The following is an 18,160-nucleotide window of genomic DNA, read 5'->3' on the forward strand; positions in this document are numbered from 1 at the left end:
CAAATCGACAACTGTTATAGATAAAAAATAGGTTTTTTGTTCCTGCTATCGGCCTGGGTGGAGGCCTAGAATTGCGCTGAATCAATTTTGTTGTGGAGTTCTGCATGTTTGGTCTTGATGCATTTCACCTGGCGCGGATCCAGTTCGCCTTCACCGTGTCATTTCATATCATCTTCCCCGCCATCACCATCGGCTTAGCCAGCTACCTGGCGGTGCTCGAAGGCTTATGGTTAAAAACGAAAAACCCGACCTGGCGCTCGCTGTACCACTTCTGGTCGAAAATCTTTGCCGTCAACTTCGGCATGGGGGTGGTCTCCGGTCTGGTGATGGCCTACCAGTTTGGCACCAACTGGAGCGGTTTCTCCGAATTTGCCGGGAGCATTACCGGCCCGCTGCTGACCTATGAAGTCCTGACCGCCTTCTTCCTGGAAGCCGGATTCCTCGGCGTCATGCTGTTCGGCTGGAACCGCGTCGGGCCGGGCCTGCACTTCTTCGCCACCTGTATGGTCGCGCTGGGGACGATTATCTCCACCTTCTGGATCCTCGCGTCCAACAGCTGGATGCAAACGCCGCAGGGGTTTGAGATCGTCAATGGTCAGGTGGTGCCGGTGGACTGGTTCGCGGTGATCTTTAACCCGTCATTCCCTTACCGCCTGCTGCATATGTCGGTGGCGGCCTTTCTCAGCAGCGCGCTGTTCGTCGGCGCCTCGGCGGCCTGGCACCTGCTGCGGGGTAATAATACGCCCGCCGTTCGCGCGATGTTCTCCATGGCGCTGTGGATGACGCTGATTGTCGCCCCCATTCAGGCAATGATTGGCGATATGCACGGGCTGAATACGCTCAAGCACCAGCCGGCGAAGATCGCGGCTATTGAAGGCCACTGGGAAAATATCCCCGGTGAGTCCACCCCGCTGCTGCTGTTCGGCTGGCCGGATATGCAGCAGGAACGTACCCGCTATGGTCTGGAAATCCCGGCCCTCGGCAGCCTGATCCTTACCCACAGCCTGGATAAACAGGTGCCCGCGTTGAAGGAGTTCGCCGCGGAAGATCGGCCTAACGCCACCATCGTATTCTGGTCCTTCCGCCTGATGGCCGGGCTAGGGATGCTGATGATCCTGCTCGGCGCGCTGGCGCTGTGGCTGCGCTACCGCGGCCGCCTGTATCATTCCAGACCCTTTTTACGCTTTGCGCTATGGATGGGGCCCTCGGGACTTATCGCCATTCTTGCAGGCTGGGTGACCACCGAGGTGGGCCGCCAGCCGTGGGTCGTCTACGGGGTACAACGTACCGCGGATGCCGTCTCCGCGCACGGCGACCTGCATATGTCGATCAGTCTGCTGACGTTTATCGTCGTCTACGGTTCGGTATTCGGCGTCGGCTATAGCTATATGCTGCGTCTGATTCGCAAAGGGCCGCAGGAAGCGCAGCCGCCCGCGTCAGGGACGCCAGCGCGCCCCCTTTCCGCCGCTACCGACCACGCACAGCAGAAGGAGTCCCATTAATGGGTATCGATTTATCGGTTATTTGGTTTGTCATTATCGTCTTCGCCACCCTGATGTATATCGTGATGGACGGCTTCGATCTGGGCATCGGCATTTTATTTGCTACCACGCGGGACGCTTCCGACCGCGACGTCATGGTGAACAGCGTCGCGCCGGTCTGGGATGGCAATGAGACCTGGCTGGTGCTCGGCGGCGCGGGCCTGTTCGGCGCGTTTCCGCTAGCCTATGCGGTGATTATCGACGCGCTAGCAATCCCGCTGACCCTGATGCTGATCGGGCTTATTTTCCGCGGCGTCGCTTTTGAATTCCGCTTTAACGCGACGCCATCGCACCGTCCGTTCTGGGATCGCGCCTTTATGGGCGGCTCCATTCTGGCCACCTTCACCCAGGGCATGGTGGTCGGCGCGGTGATCAACGGTTTCGCGGTCAGCGGCCGCAGCTTCAGCGGCGGAATGTTTGACTGGTTGACGCCGTTTACCCTGTTCTGCGGTTTAGGACTGTGTATTGCCTACGCGCTGCTGGGGGCCTGCTGGCTGGTCATGAAGAGCGAGAATGCGCTGCACCGCAATATGCGCGTCACCGCGCGTGGTTTACTGCTGGCGCTGCTGGCGGCAATCGTCGCCATCAGTATCTGGACGCCGCTGGCGCAGCCGGCCATCGCCGAACGCTGGTTTAGCTTGCCTAACCTGTTCTTCCTGCTGCCGGTGCCGCTGCTGGTCGCGGCGATAAGCGCCTGGCTATGGCGAGCGCTTCGCAACAACGACAGCCATCTGCTGCCGTTTGTTCTTACGTTGGGGCTGATCTTTCTCGGCTTTAGCGGACTGGGGATCAGTATCTGGCCGCATATTATTCCGCCGGGCATCACCCTTTGGCAGGCCGCCGCGCCGCCGCAAAGCCAGGGCTTTATGCTGGTCGGCGCGCTGCTGATTCTGCCGGTGATCCTCGGCTATACCTTCTGGAGCTACTACGTATTTCGCGGCAAAGTTCAACACGGCGAGGGGTATCACTGATGCAACGAGTATGGCTTAAGCGGACATTATGGATGGTCGCCCTGTGGGGAGGAAGCGTGCTGGCGCTGGCGGCGGTGAGCATGGGATTTCGGCTGCTGATGACGGCCGCCGGATTGAAAGCGTAATAGCGCGCTTACCGTTGTAAGTTCGGCCCGACGGCACGCCGTCGGGCTTTTTTTCACCATCCGTCAGGCGCCGCTGACAAAGGCTTTTCTCTTCTTTGATAACCGCAGAGATAAGCTCAACCAATTCCGGGCATAGTAGCCCCATTCGCCGATAGCATGGAAAAAGAGATGTTCAGGAGAAGCGTTTCGACGTTACTGCTGGTGTGCGCCCTGTTTTCCGGGCACGTACTGGCCCGCAAACAAGGGCACGATTTCTTCCCGGTACAGAGTCTCGAACAGCAATTGCAGCACGAAGCCGATAGCGATGAACTGCGCAGCCAGGCGGAAGACGCCGCCTCCGAGTTGCGCGAACATCACCACTGGCAGAATGCGCGAAAACCGAAAATGCATCACTACCAGTAGCGATTTCTTTATCAAGCGCCCTTGCGTTTTGGCAGCGTTTTCATCAGCTCATCGGGGCTCACGGACGCCACGATACTGCCCGGCAGCGGCATTTTCAGAATATGATTTTTTATCTTACCAACCACGTGCATTTCGCACGGCCGGCAATCGAACTTCAGCGTCAGCACTTCATCACCGTGGATGAGCTGCATCGGCGTCGCCTTCCAGCTCTTAATCGAGCCTTTGGCCTGTTTCGGACAGAGGTTGAAGGCAAAGCGCAGGCAGTGCTTGGTAATCATCACCGGCACATCGCCTTTCTCTTCGTGGGCTTCATAGGCGGCGTCGATCAGCTGTACGCCGTAACGTTGATAAAACTCGCGCGCTTTGTGGTTGTAAACGTTAGCCAGAAACGACAGATGCGTTTCCGGATACACCGGCGGTGGAACGGAAACCGGCTTGCGGCTGCCGCGCGCCACGGCCTTCAGGCGCGCATCATCGAGCATTTCAACCGTTTCACGGCGCAGCTGGTTAAGCAGGCTGTTTGGCACAAACAGCGCGCCGGGCAGGTTAATCTCGACGTTGCGCGAATAGTAAATGGTCTGGCCAAGCTTCGCCACACCATCGCGCAGGTTCGCCAGCGCTTTCTCCGCCTGGGTCGCCTCGGCAAACTCGCCATCCAGCGTGTGGGTGACGCTGACGCCCTCTTCGCTGGTCATCGTCAGGACCAGCTGCTCCTGCCAGCCGCTCAGTTCGATATCGACGGCGATGCGGCGCTCGCTGGAGGTTTTCAGCAGCGCCTGCTGCCAGTTATGATCGAGGTTGCGGTTTAACGGCTGGTGCGGACGCACTTTGTATAAATCCGCGGGCATCTCATTCGGCCATACGCGATAGCGATTTTCGCCGGTTTTTTCCACCGTGTTGGCGCGAAAGCCGACGATTTCACGTTTGATCATCACGTTCAGGCCGTCGCCGTTGGTCAGCGTTTCGCTCACCTCAACGTCGAGAAAGTCTTTGCCGACTTTCAGAACTTCACCCACCGGCAGGCCAATAAACTTTGGTGAATCAAAAGCGCCAATGTCGCCTTTGCGCGCATTGACAAAATAGTCGGTGCTGCCGCGATGGAAGGTCTTATCCGTCGACGGTACAAAAAAGTGTTCGGTTCGCCCCGATGAGGCGCGCGCCAGGTCGCCGCGATCGTCAATAATGGCGTCCAGCATCTGGCGATAATGTGCGGTGATGTTCTTCACATAGCTCATATCTTTGTAGCGACCTTCAATCTTGAAGGAGCGCACCCCGGCATCGATCAGCGCGGCCAGGTTGGCGGTCTGATCGTTGTCTTTCATCGATAGCAAATGCTTTTCATACGCCACCACGCGGCCCTGGTCATCTTTCAGAGTGTAGGGCAGACGGCAGGCCTGCGAGCAGTCGCCGCGGTTGGCGCTGCGCCCGGTCTGGGCATGGGAAATATTGCACTGCCCGGAATAGGCCACGCACAGCGCGCCGTGGATAAAGAATTCAATGGTCGCGTCGGTGTTATCGTAAATCGCTTTGATTTGCTGAAGATTCAGCTCGCGGGCAAGCACGATTTGGCTGAAGCCGACGTCGGAGAGAAACTTCGCTTTCTCTACGCTGCGGATATCGCACTGGGTGCTGGCGTGCAGCTCTATCGGAGGAATATCCAGCTCCATCACCCCCATATCCTGGACAATCAGCGCGTCCACCCCGGTTTCATACAGGTCGGTTATCAGGCGCTGCGCCGGTTCCAGTTCATCATCATGAAGAATGGTGTTCAGGGTCACGAACACTTTCGCGCCGTAGCGATGGGCAAACGGTACCAGACCGGCGATATCGCTCAGGCTATTGCTGGCGTTGTGGCGCGCGCCAAAGCCCGGCCCGCCGATGTAGACCGCATCCGCGCCGTGTAAAATCGCTTCACGGGCGATCCCGGCATCGCGGGCGGGACTCAGTAGTTCAAGATGATGGTTTTGCAGGCGCATACGCTCGTCGTTATCCATTATAGGGGGTCGAAATGGCGGCTATTGTAGTCAGAACTGGGCACAGACCAAAACATTTTCCATCGCCGCGGCGGGAGTAATTTTCAGTTTTTAGCAAAGCATTGAAGGAAAAGATATTTCCCAGAAAAAGCACCTAAGGATAGAGTCATCACGTATTCCGGATTTTCCTCGTCACGTTGTGATTTGCTGTCTCAGTCATTTGCCTGGCCGCGAGTTTGCTCGCGGCTTTTTTATTTCTCTTACGGATAGTGGATCAGCGAATGGAAATGAGTGGTATGCGACCCGCTATTGCGATAGGCGTGCGCTAAATCGCCGGCGAAGCGCCGCCCTTCTCCTGGCTGCAGCGTCAGCCACGCCCCCTGCAGGCAAAGATCCAGCACGCCGCTAATCACCACCACATGTTCGATAACCCCTTGCTCATGCGGCGTTGACTCGCTCAGCGCGCCGGGGGCAAGGGTAATGGAGAAGTGATCGAAGCGCAGCGCCGGGTCCCATGGGAAGAGCGGCGTCACCACCATGGCCTGCTGCTGGGGATCGAACGCCGTTGGTTGGGCGGCGTCATCGGCAACAATAAAGGCGGAAAACGGTACGTTAAGCCCGGTAGCGATTTTCCATAACGTCGCCACCGTCGGGCTGGATTCGTTACGTTCGATCTGCCCCAGCATCGCCTTCGATACGCCAGTCTCTTCCGCCAGGCGCGACAGGCTCCAGCCGCGCTGCTGTCGCAGCGTTTTTAACGTTGCCGACAGGTGTTGCGCAATATCCATTCAACCTCCTAATAATCTCTGCGGGAATTATACGCGCATGCGTCGGATTCTACAGGGGGAATGCAGTTTTAGCTTACCAGGTCCCAAAGCCTGTCGGGGTTCAGCACGCCAAAAGCCGGTTGTGCGTTATAGCGCACAATGCTAAATTATATCGACCGTTATAACGCACAAGGCACAACCATGCGCACTTTTACTCTCCCTCTCCCGACTCTGTTAGCCGGCTTCGTTGCCGTACTGGTCGGCTACGCCAGCTCTGCGGCGATCATCTGGCAGGCCGCCGCCGCGGCAGGCGCCGATGCTTCGCAAATCGCGGGCTGGATGACCGCCTTAGGCCTGGGGATGGGCGTCAGCACCCTGGCGCTCACCCTGTGGCGGAAGGTGCCTATCCTTACCGCGTGGTCGACGCCGGGCGCCGCGCTGCTGGTCACCGGCCTGCAGGGGGTCACGCTCTCCCAGGCGGTTGGCGTCTTTATTTTTGCCAATGCCTTAATCGTGCTTTGCGGCGCCACCGGCATCTTTGCCAGGCTAATGAAAATCATCCCTCATTCGCTGGCGGCGGCGATGCTGGCCGGGATTTTGCTGCGCTTCGGCATGCAGGCTTTCGCCAGCCTGCAGGGAAATTTGCTGCTCTGCGGCAGTATGTTAGCCGTCTGGCTACTGTGCAAAGCCTGGCTTCCCCGCTTCGCGGTAGTGGCTACCCTGCTGGCAGGCGCCGCGGTAGCCGGGTTTAGCGGGGATGTGACAACGTCACAAATAGGTTTGAGCTTCGTCGCCCCGTCCTGGATTGCGCCTGAATTTACGCCAGCACTGTTGCTCAGCGTCGGCGTGCCGTTTTTCCTCGTCACCATGGCGTCGCAAAACGCCCCTGGCTTCGCCACCCTTCAGGCCTCCGGCTATCGGGTCCCTGCTTCAACGCTGATTGTCGCCACCGGCGGCCTGGCGCTGCTGCTGTCGCCCTTTGGCGTCTACTCGATCTGCATCGCCGCCATTACGGCCGCGATTTGCCAGAGCCCGGATGCCCATCCGGACCCGCAAAAGCGCTGGCTCGCGGCGGCGGCGGCGGGCGTTTTTTATCTGTTGGCGGGGATATTTGGCGGCTCCATCACCTCGCTGATGTCAGCGCTACCAATGGCGTGGATCCAGATGCTTGCCGGGCTTGCGCTACTCGGCACCATCGGCGGCAGTCTGTTTCAGGCGTTGAATCAGGAGAGTGAGCGCGATGCGGCGGTGGTGACTTTTCTGGTCACCGCCAGCGGCGTGACGCTGGGCGGTGTCGGTTCTGCATTTTGGGGACTGGCTCTCGGCGGCGTCAGCTACGTTTTGCTCTCATCGCTGCGCCGCGCGTAGCTGCGAGGGCGTCAGGCCGGTGGCGCTTTTCACCCGATGACTAAAGTGGCTGGCCGTGCTAAAGCCGCAGGCCATCGCAATATCGGTTAACGACATCTGGCTACGGTATATCAGTTCCTGCGCTTTGACCATCCGGCGCTGCATCACGTACTGATGCGGCGCCATCTTCATCGACTGGCGAAACATCCGCGCAAAATGGTATTCACTCAGCGCCGCTTCCTGCGCCAGATCCGCGAGAGTTAACGGCCGGTCGAGGTTCTCCTCAATCCATGCCAGCAGATTACGCAAGACGTGCGGCGCCAGCCCGCCGGTCACCGTCGGTAGGCGCCACTGGACGTTTGAATAGCGCTGAATCAGGTGAGTGAGCAGCAGCGTGCTGGCCGAACTCAACGTCAGTTGATTCGCCTGCTGCTGCCAGTCGTTGTCGAGAAGAAACTGGCGATAGACAGCGGTGATTTTATCATCGCTGGAGAAGGTTTTTTCCTGCAGCGTGAACGAGGCCGGGCTGCGGTCCCAAATCTGCTCGCCTACCCGACGCAGGTGTTCATCGGTGCAGTAAAGATGCACAAAAGAGAGATCGCCGCGGATATCCCAGGTGCTCTCATCGCCTTTTGGCATCAGACAGAAACGGTCCGGCCCGCCGCCGTTTTTCCAGCCGTGGGGCGTTTTTTGGTAACTTTCGTAGCCATCGGCAATATACAGGCTCAGGGTATGGTGGTCGCTTTGTACCGTAATGGTATCAAGATTGTTATACCACGCGGCCAGCTGAATACCGGTGTTGAGCTGCACCGTCTCGCGCAGCACGGCATTTTTTTGACGCAATGTTTCGAAAGTCCCGTAAGCCATAACCCTTCACACTTCTGATTCCACAGATCTCTAGTCTATGAAGAGTCGCTGGCAGATACCAGCCTTCCCCTGCCGCAGGCTAAAAATAAGCGCAAGAATTTGCAAGTCGGCAACAAGCAGATGACAGCGCCGCGCGGTGCCAGGCCGCAAAATGATCGCGACAACACTCACAGGAGAGACATTTTGAACGCATTACTCTACGGGTTGGTCGTGGTTATCTGGGGCACGACATGGATTGCTATCTTTTTGCAGCAGGGGCCGGTTGCCGCGCCGGTGTCCATTTTCTGGCGCTTTGCCGTCGCCAGCGTCGCGATGCTGACCATTCTACTGGTTACCCGTCGCCTGCGCCCGCTGGCCGCGCGCGACCATGTCTTCTGCCTGCTGCAGGGCTGCTGCGTCTTCTGTTTTAATTTCTGGTGTTTTTATACCGCCGCCGCGTATATCAATACCGGCCTTGAATCGGTGATCTTCTCTATGGCGGTGCTGTTTAATGCGATCAACAGCTTTCTCTTCTATCGTCAGCAGCCTCCTGGCCGTTTCTGGCTGGCCGCCGCGCTGGGCCTGGCAGGGATCGTGACGCTATTCTGGGATGATCTCTGGGCCAGCGGCCTGAACGCCTCGCTGCTGCTGGGTATCGCCCTCAGCGCGCTGGGAACCTATGGCTTTTCACTCGGCAATATGCTCAGCATCCGCCACCAGCGCCGCGGCCTGGAGACCTTGACCACCAACAGCTGGGCCATGCTTTACGGCACCCTGGTCATGGGCGCCATCGCGCTGATACGCGGTGATAGCTTTGCCCCACAGTGGACGGTGAGCTATATGGGGGCGCTGCTGTATCTGGCCGTGTTTGGCTCGGTAATTGCTTTTGGCGCCTACTTCACCCTGGTGGGCCGCATCGGCGCAGGGAAAGCGGCATACAGCACCCTGCTGTTTCCACTCGTCGCCCTGACGATTTCCACCTTTTATGAAGGCTACGTCTGGCATAGCAACGCCGTGGCCGGGCTGGCGCTGATCCTGGTGGGAAATCTGGTGATGTTTGCTCGTCCGGAGCAGTGGCTGCTGCGCCGCAGGCTGGCCCAGGTTCGCTCATAACACCGCTGACGCTGCGTTGTGGCTAATAAAAAAGGCGCTATCAACGAATAGCGCCTTCATTTTACGATGAACCTTGCTTAGCGGTTATTCGGATCGAATTTCACCGCGTCAATCGCCATATCGTCTATCACCTGCTTCAGCGTCTCGACGGTGAGCGGGGTATTTTCGTTGGACAGATTTTTGCCTTCGCCTTTACGAACCACTTTGATGACCGGCTTTTTGGTCGCGGCATCAATCAGTTCACCTTCAAAGTACAGGTTGGTATCCATGGTACGGTGACCGGTTGCCGCCTGGGTACCGGCGATAATCATCGCGACCGGGATCACTTCGTAGAACTGCAGGCCTTCTTTGCTGGAATCCACGCCGGTAATGGCGCCGCGGAAGATCAGGCTGCGCTTACCTGCGGTGGTAGCCAGCGGTTTACGCTCGGAAATAGCCTGTTTCATCTCTTTATTGGTGTAACTCAGGATATCGTTGAGCGCCTTCTCGCCCACCTGAGTGGTCGGTTTCGGTACCGGGTAGTAGGTGATCGGATTATAAACAACGTTGTCATAGTTGCTCGGATTGTAATCCGGAGAAATCCAGCGCAGTTCCGGTTTGCCGGATGCCGAGGTGGTTTCTTTTAAGTTAGAGTAATCTTTTAAAAATCCCGAATATTGTTCCGGTTTAGCGATTTTAGATGAGCAGCCGGCCAATGCTAACAGGCCAGCGAGCGCGGCGACCTTAAAAAATAACTGAGTACGCATATAGGTTAATCCCTGTGAATACCATTTCGGCAAGAGTTATAGCAAATAACACGGGTAAGTTTTGTGACAAAAAGGGTGCTACGTCAAGTAGTGCAATAAAATAAACCCGCCGTTGCCGGCGGGCTATCTTTAGCCGTTTATCTGATATCAACCTGATAAAAAATATGCTTGCCAAAGGGGTCTATTTCGTAGCCGGAGACATTTTTACGCACCGGTTCAAATATTGTCGAGTGGGCAATCATTACTGCCGGCATCTGATCGTGCATCATCTGCTGCGCCTGAAGATAGAGCGCTTCGCGTTTTTGGTGATCGGTTATCGATTTTGCTTCGGCAATTATTTTATCAAATGGCTGATAGCACCATTTTGCCGAGTTCGATCCACCCTTCGCCGACTGGCAGGTAAATAATGGGCCGAAGAAGTTATCCGGGTCGCCGGTGGCGGTGGTCCAGCCCATCAGCGCCGCCTGATGTTCGCCATCCTTCACCCGCTTTAAGTATTCACCCCACTCATAGGTTGTAATGGTAGTTTGCACGCCGATTTTCGCCCAGTCGGCCTGAATCATCTCGGCCATACGTTTGGCGTTCGGGTTATAGGGTCGCTGCACCGGCATCGCCCACAGATCGATGGTAATGGGCCCCGCAACGCCCGATTCCGCCAGCAGCGCTTTGGCCTTCTGCGGATCGTATTCATAATCCTTAAGCTGGCTATCCGCGCTCCATACGCCCGGCGGCAGCAGGTTTTTCGCCACCGTACCGGTACCGTGGAATACCGCTTCAATAATCGCCGGTTTATTAATCGCCATCGCTAACGCCTGGCGCACCTTCACGTTGTCCAGCGGCGCTTTTTGGGTGTTAAAAGCAAGGAAGCCGGTGTTAAGACCCGCTTTGCTCATCAGGTTGATCGCATTGTTCTCTTTCATTCGCGGCAGATCGGCCGGATTAGGGAACGGCATCACCTGGCACTCGTTTTTCTCCAGCTTGGCGTAACGTACCGAGGCGTCCGGCGTGATGCTGAAAATGAGACGATCGATCTGCGCCTTCCCCTGCCAGTATTCCGGGAACGCGGTGAAAAGAATACGGGAATCTTTTTGATATTGCGCGAGCCTGAAAGGACCGGTACCAATCGGGTCCATATCCACACGCTCTGGCGTACCGGCTTTTAACATCGCATCGGCATATTCCGCCGATAAAATAGAGGCGAAATACCAGGCAAGATCGGCGACAAATGGCGCTTCGGCATGGGCCAGCGTGAAACGCACCGTATATTCATCAGGCTTATCAATCGCGGTAATTAACTGGCCAAATTCCAGGCTCTCAAAATTAGAATAATTGCCGCTGGAGATATTGTGATAAGGGTGTTGAGGATCCTTTTGCCGCATAAACGAAAAAATAACGTCGTCGGCATTAAAATCACGGCTGGGTTTAAAATATTTATTACTCTGGAATTTAACGCCTTTGCGTAAATGGAACGTATAAACTTTGCCATCCTCGCTGACTTCCCAGCTCTCAGCGAGGCTCGGCACCAGTTCCGTAGTGCCGACTTTAAAATCGACCAGCCGGTTATAAACAGGCACCGCGCTGGCGTCCACGCTGGTCCCGGAGGTGTAGAGTTGAGGGTTAAAATTTTCCGGCGATCCTTCTGAGCAGTAGACCAGCGTTTTTGCGCTAATGGCCGAGCTGGCCGTCAGGGCCGCTAACGCCAGAGCAAGCGTCGTTAATCTGCGTTGCATAGGTTTTCCTTTTTAATTTGTCAGCTAATGAATAGCTTGTTGTTTTCCCTTTCATACATAACACTAAAGTCTGATTGCAAACACCTGAAAACTCGAATAAAGAAGGAATCACTATGTCATCAGCCTTGGCCAGTCAATTAACCCAACGCTTCTTTCGCTACCTGGCGATAACCAGCCAAAGCGACCCGCGAGCCACGACTCTGCCCACCACCGCCGGGCAACACGCGATGGCGCAGGCGCTTGCGGATGAACTACGCCAGCTGGGGCTGGATGAGATTGTGATTGACCAACACGCAACCGTCACGGCAGTGAAAAAGGGAAATGTCGCAGGCGCCCCGCGGATTGGCTTTATTACCCACATCGATACCGTTGATGTCGGGCTGTCGCCGGATATTCATCCACAAATTTTGCGCTTTACTGGTGAAGATCTCTGTTTGAACAGGGAAAAAGATATCTGGCTGCGCGTTGCGGAACATCCGGAAATCCTCGCGTATCCTGATGAAGAGATTATTTTTAGCGACGGTACCAGCGTGCTCGGGGCGGATAACAAATCCGCCGTGACGGTAGTGATGACGCTGCTGGAGAACCTGACGCCGGAGCACCGCCACGGCGATATCGTAGTGGCGTTTGTGCCGGATGAGGAAGTGGGTCTGCGCGGTGCGAAAGCGCTGGATCTCGCGCGCTTTGCCGTCGATTTTGCCTGGACCATCGACTGCTGCGAGCTTGGGGAAATCGTCTATGAGAACTTTAACGCCGCCGCCGCGGAAATTCGCTTTACCGGCGTGACCGCCCACCCAATGTCGTCAAAAGGGGTGCTGGTGAATCCGCTGCTGATGGCCACCGATTACATAAGCTATTTCGATCGCCAGCAAACGCCGGAGCATACCGCCGGACGCGAGGGATACTTGTGGTTTAACGGCATCCAGGGCGATCAGAACAGTACCCTGCTGCAGGCCAGCATTCGCGATTTCGACCTTGAAAGCTTTACTCGCCGTAAGCAGCAGATTGGCGAGGTGGCGCAGCAAATCGCCGCGCAGTATCCTACGGGCCACGTGGAATACCAGGTGAGCGATATTTACAGCAATATCAGCAACGCCGTTGGCGAAGACCGCCGGGCTATTGACCTGCTATTTGAAGCGATGGAAAGCTTAGGCATCACGCCAAAACCGACGCCGATGCGCGGCGGCACCGACGGCGCGGCCCTGTCGGCAAAAGGCGTATTAACGCCCAATTTCTTTACCGGCGCGCACAACTTCCACTCGAAATTTGAGTTTCTGCCGCTGCGCGCCTTTGAGGCGTCTTATCAGACCGCGCTACAGCTCTGCCTGTTAGCGGCGCGTTAAGCCAGCTTTCGCGCCAGCATCGTGGCGAAACGCAGCTTAATCCGCTTACCGTTGGCGTCGGTGCGGTGGAGTTCACCGACGTCTTCGTTATATTTGAGCAACGTCCAGCCTGAATAATAGTTGCGCAGCTCTTCCGGTTTAAACGCGAACGGGAAGCCAACGGTGCACGGAAAATCGTCGGTATCCATGGCCGCAACAATCAGATTGTAGCCGCCGGGCCGGGTGCAGCGCTGCATGTTGGCAATCAGACCCGGGATGGTCTTCGCTTCCAGGAACATCATCACCACGGTCGAAAGAATAAAGTCATACTCGCCGTCAAAACTGAGGGCGTTAAGGTCCTTAATCGCCGTCCGCAGATTCTCCAGCCCTTCCGCCTGACGAATACGCTCAAGATTGCCGATGCTGGCCGGATTTTTATCCCATGCGGTGACGTCAAACCCGTTGGCCGCCAGGTAGAGGCTATTGCGCCCGTTGCCGCAGCCCAGATCCAGCGCCTTGCCCGGTGCAATCAGCGTGGCGGCGTGCAGTACCTCGGAGTGGGTGCGGGTCATTCCATATTTGTCGGTGAAGTAATTTTCGTCGCGAAGAGTCATGGTTAATCCTTGTTTTTTAATAACGTGTCGCGTTCGACGCGAATCAGCAGTTTACCGCGCATCAGCAGCAGGAAGGTACGAATCAGCAGCAGCCCAACGATCAGATTGGTAAAGAGAAACAGCGGGAGCGCGAGGGTGTGGAAAAAGCCGTCCGGATGCTGATGACCGAGATGCAGGCCGGTGGTCGCCAACGCGGAAACGCCGAATGAGAAGCTCCAGAACGAGGCGTTAAACGGCTGGCGCAGGTACCACGGCATCAGGCGCAGCATAAACAGCAGCTGAAGCAGACCATAGCCGAACAGCAGCTTAGCAAAGGTATCCGCCTCGCCGCCGTTCACGCTCAGCCAGGCGCTGCACGCCACCAGCGCCGGAGCCAGCTGAATGCCGAGCGATGTACGCATGGCCATCGGCAGTTCTCCGTCGCTACGCAGGCGTTGCAGAATCACCGGTTCAAGGCTAAGCCAGGAGAATAATCCGGCGCCAAGAAACACCAGTCCGGCGTCGGTAAAGCCCAGCGCGCCGCAGGCCATGGCGCTGATAAAGTTGTTTGCCACCGTCGGCAGATAGAGGCCCGGGGTGGTCGCCTCGTTGGGATGGCTCCCCCGCCATAGCCCGGCGCTCTGCCAGGCCGCATAGCTCAGTTGCAATACTACGCCAATGCTGAATAACACCAGAGACAGCGCACGCAGCCAGGGTACAAAACCGATAGCGACCAGCATCGTGGTGGCCGGAAACAGGCTGACAAAACTGCTGGCGACCGGATGGCGCATCTCCTGCACTACGCTGTGCGGGAAACGGACTGCCCGGCCGATAAAAGCCAGCGCCAGCAGCGCCCAGATGACCGTTGCCGTGACCACCAGACCGTCGCCGACGATCCGGCTCACCGGCAAGATCGTGCTGGCGTAGCGCCAGGCGAAGCCCATGCCGATAATGCCCAGAACCATACCAAAATAGCCCGCCGGAAGATTCAGCACCCGGCTCGCGCCCTGCTTTTTATTCATTTTGTTTAAACTTTCAATTTATCTTAAGTTGCATTCTAAAAGAACCTTCAAAAACGCGCTACGGCGTTTTTTGCTATGTTTATGTTAACCATATGTAATGAGTAAGGCCGATGCGCAAATATTCCCTCAGCGAACAGGTTCGCCCGTTTCACTACCAGACAGACGGCATTAAACATAGCGTAAATCTGCGGCAAATTATCGCCTTGCGGGATTTCGCCGACGTGAAAACCGGCGACGAAGGCGGCTGGATCGATGATGAGGCCGCCCTGAGCCATGACGGCGAGTGCTGGATTTATGACGCCAATAGCGCCGTTTTTGCCGGAGGGAAAATCGAGGGCAACGCGCGCTTAACCGGCGAGTGTATTATCAGCCTGGGGGCGATTATCAGCGATAATGTCCGACTGGATAGCGTACACGTTAGCCACTCCGCGCGAATAAGTGACAACGTCACCGTTTCGCATTCGCAGATTCGCGGATATTGTCACCTGGCCGACAATGCGCGCATTCTCCCCCACTGTCATATTATCGCCGCCCGGGGCCTGACCGCAGACAATGATAAAATCCTGCGGATTTATCAGCGGGCGACGGTCAGCGCATCGAGAATCGTTCACCAGGCGCAAATTTACGGCGATGCCTTTGTCGAACACGCGTTTGTTGAGCATCGGGCGGAAATCTTCGACCAGGCGCGGCTGGAGGGCAACGATGAGAACGACGTCTGGGTCTGCGATAACGCCAGGGTATACGGTAACGCGAAGATTATCGCCGGCCGTGAAGAGGACGCCATCCCCACCCTGCGCTACAGTTCGCAGGTGGCGGAGCATGCGGTGGTCGAAGGAAACTGCCTGCTGAAGCATCGGGCGATGGTCGGTGGACATGCGTACCTGCGCGGCGGGCCAATTCTGCTTGACGATAGCGTGTTAATTGAAGGCCATGCGGTCATTTGCGGCGATGTGGTGATTGAACATCAGGTGACGATCGGCGATCGGGCGCGAATTGAGGCCAGCGCAGGCGACGCCATTTATATCCGCGGGGAGAAAGTAATAAACGGAGACGAGCATTTTACCCGCACGCCCATTGTCGGCTTTCTGTGACCTTTGCTCCCGACCGCGTGGTTTATCAGCTTCAGGCCCCTGCGCGCTATTGCTATTCCCGGGGCCGGCGCTCAACGCGCCTTGCCCGGGCTGCATGTCCGTAAGGCCTGTAGCCCGGGTAAGGCGTCAGCCGCGACCCGGGAACTGCTCAGAGCGACAATCAATAATGCGCCCGTAGATATTCTGGTCATCATACGAACCGTTCAGATACTCGGCCTGCTTCAGGCACCCTTCGAGGGTGAAACCGTTACGCAGAGCGACCTGATTGCTTCTCTGGTTTGCTACCCGACATTTAATCACGAAGCGGCGAACCGTCCCGCTGCGGGCAAAAAAGTCCATCAGCGCCTGCAGCGCCTGAGAGAGCAGCCCCTGCCCCTGATGGCTCTCATCAATCCAGTAGCCGATATAGGCGGTCTTATTGATCGGCTCAATCTGGTTAAACGACAGCACGCCGACGATCTCTTCCTGCAGAAAGAGCAAAAACATTTTGGCGTAACCGCGCTGGTGCAGCATCACGTTGCCCTGCACGTGGCGGCGGGTTTCATCTTCGTGACTGACGTCAGCGGGCCAGCTCAGCGATTGCTGGAGCCAGCGCTGGTTTTTCATTACCAATTGGTGCAACTCCGTCACGTAGCGCTCATCCACCGCGCGCAGGGAGAGCGATGCCGTGACGGGAATGCGTTCGATCGAAGCGGTATTTTCGGCAGACATGGCGCACTCTGATTAATCGTCTGATAAAAAGAAAAACGCCCGCAGACTCACCTCGGCGGGCGGAGTGACGGGCTATTACTTCATGACCCGGTCATCGACATAGTTGCGTTTATCCGGCGCTGGCGGGAAGTACTGATACAGCCAGGTTTCACTGATCGCCTCACCCTGGCAGCGCAGGAACATGCGCATCTCGACCGGGTCGGTCGAATCAGAGGTCGGGTACCAGTCAAACTGGATACGATAACCATCAAACGGTTCCACGTAGAGAATCTCTATCTGCTTCGCTTCGCCGCTCGACAGGGTAATCACCGGCTCGATACCTCTTGGCGCAGCGGCCTTCAGGTCGCCGCCGACGAAATCGATGGCAAAACGACGGGTCCATTTATCCGGGTAGTGCTCACCCGGCGCCCAGCCTTCAGGGAAACCACCCATGCCGGTACGCGTCGCCAATACCCGCGCCAGCGGCGAACGGACCGGCGGCTGCGCGCTCCAGTAGAGTCGATAGCGGAAGTCCAGCTCATCCCCGGCTTTCACCGGCTTCTCGGGTTGCCAGAAGCAAACGATATTGTCCAGCGTTTCACCGGTCGTCGGGATCTCCATCAGGTTGACGGCCCCTTTGCCCCACTGGTTGCGCGGCTCCACCCACAGGCTTGGGCGTTTGTTATACCAGCCCATAATATCCTGATAGTGGGAGAAATCGCGGTCCAGCTGCAGTAGGCCAAAACCACGCGGATTCTTATCCTGGAAAGCGTTGAACTGCAGCTTCTGCGGGTTGTTCAGCGGACGGCACACCCACTCGCCGTTGCCCAGCCACATCGACAGGCGGTCGGAGTCGTGGATCTGCGGATGGATAGTGTCGCACATCCTTCGTTCGTTATTGCCGCAGCTAAACATACTGGTCATCGGCGCGATGCCCAGCTGTTTAATGTCTTTACGCGCGTAGATGTGGTTTTCCACATCCATAATCACCTGCGTATCCTGACAGTTCACGACGAACTTATAGGCCCCGGTGACGCTTGGGCTATCGAGCAGCGCATAGACGGTAAATACCGTAGCTCCCGGTTTAACGGTCTCAAACCAGAAAGAGGTGAAGTCAGGGAATTCTTCCGGCGTATCGGTAAAGGTATCGATCGCCAGACCGCGGGCTGACAGTCCGTACTGATACGTGCTGTCCACCGCGCGGAAATAACTCGCGCCGAGGAAGGCGACGATATCGCGACGCGCCAGCTCCGGCGCTTTAAACACGCGGAATCCGGCAAAGCCGAGATCGCTCTGGCCTTCTAGTTGTTTGGTGTCGACGCCGGCGTCATTATATTTAAACAGCTCAGGGCGGAAGTGAATTTCCCGCGCCTGCTGGGTTTGCGAATCCAGGGAGAACATCCGCACGCGGCGGCGAAACCCCATCCCCACGTGGAAGAACTGAATGTCCAGCTTGCGCTCTTCAATATTATTCCACAGCGAATGCGCAGCATCGTACTGAATGCTGTTGTAGGCCTGGGGGGTCAGGTTTGCCAGGGTTGGCGGCAGATCGCGCGGCGCGCCGCCCCAGGGCTGACGCGCAAGATCGTGGGCCATCGACTGGAGTACGGAGTAATCAAAGCGACGGGTCTGACCGTCGGCAATTCCTGAGTCCTCGGCGAATGCGGCTTTTGAAAATAGAGAGGCGACTCCTGACGTTCCGCATACGGCGGCAACAGCCATGGAAGATTTGAGAAAACGTCTGCGGTTCATGCCTGAGAGAGCATCCTTCTTCATATGTGAATTGAGACGCGACGTAACAAACCCATGCGTCGTGAATGTCGCTCACTCTAGACAAAAACGATTAATAATCCAATTGTTGACGGCAGAAATGCGTGAAAA

Annotated in this window: 17 protein-coding genes; 8 read left to right on the forward strand and 9 right to left on the reverse strand. The window is 56.7% G+C overall.

The window, feature by feature from the left end; translation table 11 throughout:
- Positions 1–104: 104 nt before the first annotated feature.
- From EGY08_RS01570 to EGY08_RS01585, 4 genes are all read left to right on the forward strand, one after another.
- Positions 105–1,502: a cytochrome ubiquinol oxidase subunit I gene (locus EGY08_RS01570; RefSeq protein ID WP_049112700.1), complete on the forward strand. Its 1,398-nt coding sequence runs from the start codon at positions 105–107 to the stop codon at positions 1,500–1,502.
- On the forward strand, positions 1,502–2,512 hold the full coding sequence (gene cydB, locus EGY08_RS01575; RefSeq protein WP_087829435.1) for a cytochrome d ubiquinol oxidase subunit II: 1,011 nt from the start codon (positions 1,502–1,504) through the stop codon (positions 2,510–2,512). Before EGY08_RS01570 ends, cydB begins: the two co-directional genes overlap by 1 nt.
- On the forward strand, positions 2,512–2,637 hold the full coding sequence (locus EGY08_RS01580) for a DUF2474 domain-containing protein (protein WP_004120829.1): 126 nt from the start codon (positions 2,512–2,514) through the stop codon (positions 2,635–2,637). The genes cydB and EGY08_RS01580 overlap by 1 nt, the downstream gene beginning before the upstream one ends.
- 168 nt (positions 2,638–2,805) lie before the next feature.
- Positions 2,806–3,039, forward strand: a complete 234-nt coding sequence (locus EGY08_RS01585) for a DUF2554 family protein (RefSeq protein ID WP_123828105.1) — start codon at positions 2,806–2,808, stop codon at positions 3,037–3,039.
- Between the two features lie 11 nt (positions 3,040–3,050).
- On the opposite strand, the gene EGY08_RS01590 is transcribed toward EGY08_RS01585, so the two are convergent.
- Positions 3,051–5,015 carry a peptidase U32 family protein gene (locus tag EGY08_RS01590; protein ID WP_032741860.1) on the reverse strand — a complete coding sequence of 655 codons (1,965 nt, stop codon included), beginning with the start codon at positions 5,013–5,015 and terminating at the stop codon, positions 3,051–3,053.
- Between the two features lie 257 nt (positions 5,016–5,272).
- Entirely contained in the window at positions 5,273–5,800 is a 528-nt protein-coding gene (locus tag EGY08_RS01595) for a helix-turn-helix domain-containing protein (RefSeq protein ID WP_004120839.1), read from the reverse strand.
- 180 nt (positions 5,801–5,980) lie between these two features.
- Between EGY08_RS01595 and EGY08_RS01600 the strand changes: the two genes are divergently transcribed.
- Entirely contained in the window at positions 5,981–7,147 is a 1,167-nt protein-coding gene (locus EGY08_RS01600) for a benzoate/H(+) symporter BenE family transporter (RefSeq protein ID WP_123828106.1), read from the forward strand.
- On the opposite strand, the gene EGY08_RS01605 is transcribed toward EGY08_RS01600, so the two are convergent.
- Complete coding sequence (locus tag EGY08_RS01605) at positions 7,127–7,993, reverse strand: helix-turn-helix domain-containing protein (RefSeq protein WP_123828107.1); 867 nt, start codon at positions 7,991–7,993, stop codon at positions 7,127–7,129. The genes EGY08_RS01600 and EGY08_RS01605 overlap by 21 nt on opposite strands.
- A 183-nt stretch (positions 7,994–8,176) precedes the next feature.
- Here EGY08_RS01605 and EGY08_RS01610 point away from each other — a divergent pair, with 183 nt between their 5' ends.
- Positions 8,177–9,085, forward strand: coding sequence for a DMT family transporter (locus tag EGY08_RS01610; protein WP_123828108.1), 909 nt, complete (start codon positions 8,177–8,179; stop codon positions 9,083–9,085).
- Between the two features lie 77 nt (positions 9,086–9,162).
- Here the strand turns inward: EGY08_RS01610 and EGY08_RS01615 are convergent, their stop codons facing one another.
- A complete protein-coding gene (locus tag EGY08_RS01615) occupies positions 9,163–9,831 on the reverse strand; it encodes a DUF3313 domain-containing protein (protein ID WP_004120852.1) in 669 nt (222 codons plus the stop codon).
- A gap of 137 nt (positions 9,832–9,968) precedes the next feature.
- Positions 9,969–11,561 carry an ABC transporter substrate-binding protein gene (locus tag EGY08_RS01620; RefSeq protein WP_185762661.1) on the reverse strand — a complete coding sequence of 531 codons (1,593 nt, stop codon included), beginning with the start codon at positions 11,559–11,561 and terminating at the stop codon, positions 9,969–9,971.
- A gap of 113 nt (positions 11,562–11,674) precedes the next feature.
- On the opposite strand from EGY08_RS01620, the gene pepT reads away from it, so the two are divergent.
- Positions 11,675–12,904, forward strand: a complete 1,230-nt coding sequence (gene pepT / locus EGY08_RS01625; protein WP_123828109.1) for a peptidase T — start codon at positions 11,675–11,677, stop codon at positions 12,902–12,904.
- Here the strand turns inward: pepT and tehB are convergent.
- Both tehB and tehA read right to left on the reverse strand, forming a co-directional pair.
- On the reverse strand, positions 12,901–13,497 hold the full coding sequence (gene tehB, locus EGY08_RS01630; RefSeq protein ID WP_004120858.1) for a tellurite resistance methyltransferase TehB: 597 nt from the start codon (positions 13,495–13,497) through the stop codon (positions 12,901–12,903). The genes pepT and tehB overlap by 4 nt on opposite strands.
- 2 nt (positions 13,498–13,499) lie before the next feature.
- Positions 13,500–14,498 carry a dicarboxylate transporter/tellurite-resistance protein TehA gene (tehA, locus tag EGY08_RS01635; RefSeq protein WP_123828110.1) on the reverse strand — a complete coding sequence of 333 codons (999 nt, stop codon included), beginning with the start codon at positions 14,496–14,498 and terminating at the stop codon, positions 13,500–13,502.
- Positions 14,499–14,608: 110 nt separating this feature from the next.
- Here tehA and ydcK point away from each other — a divergent pair, with 110 nt between their 5' ends.
- The gene (gene ydcK, locus EGY08_RS01640; RefSeq protein WP_112165173.1) at positions 14,609–15,589 is read left to right on the forward strand and encodes a YdcK family protein; all 981 of its coding nucleotides are present in this window, start codon (positions 14,609–14,611) and stop codon (positions 15,587–15,589) included.
- A 126-nt stretch (positions 15,590–15,715) separates the two neighbouring features.
- On the opposite strand, the gene rimL is transcribed toward ydcK, so the two are convergent.
- Both rimL and EGY08_RS01650 read right to left on the reverse strand, forming a co-directional pair.
- Positions 15,716–16,300 carry a 50S ribosomal protein L7/L12-serine acetyltransferase gene (rimL, locus tag EGY08_RS01645; protein ID WP_004120867.1) on the reverse strand — a complete coding sequence of 195 codons (585 nt, stop codon included), beginning with the start codon at positions 16,298–16,300 and terminating at the stop codon, positions 15,716–15,718.
- A 75-nt stretch (positions 16,301–16,375) separates the two neighbouring features.
- Positions 16,376–18,031 (reverse strand): glucan biosynthesis protein D, encoded by a 1,656-nt coding sequence (locus EGY08_RS01650; protein ID WP_049114504.1) that lies wholly within the window; start codon positions 18,029–18,031, stop codon positions 16,376–16,378.
- Positions 18,032–18,160: the final 129 nt, after the last annotated feature.

The organism is Klebsiella sp. FDAARGOS_511 (assembly GCF_003812845.1).
In the GTDB taxonomy this organism is placed as follows: Bacteria; Pseudomonadota; Gammaproteobacteria; order Enterobacterales; family Enterobacteriaceae; genus Klebsiella; species Klebsiella grimontii.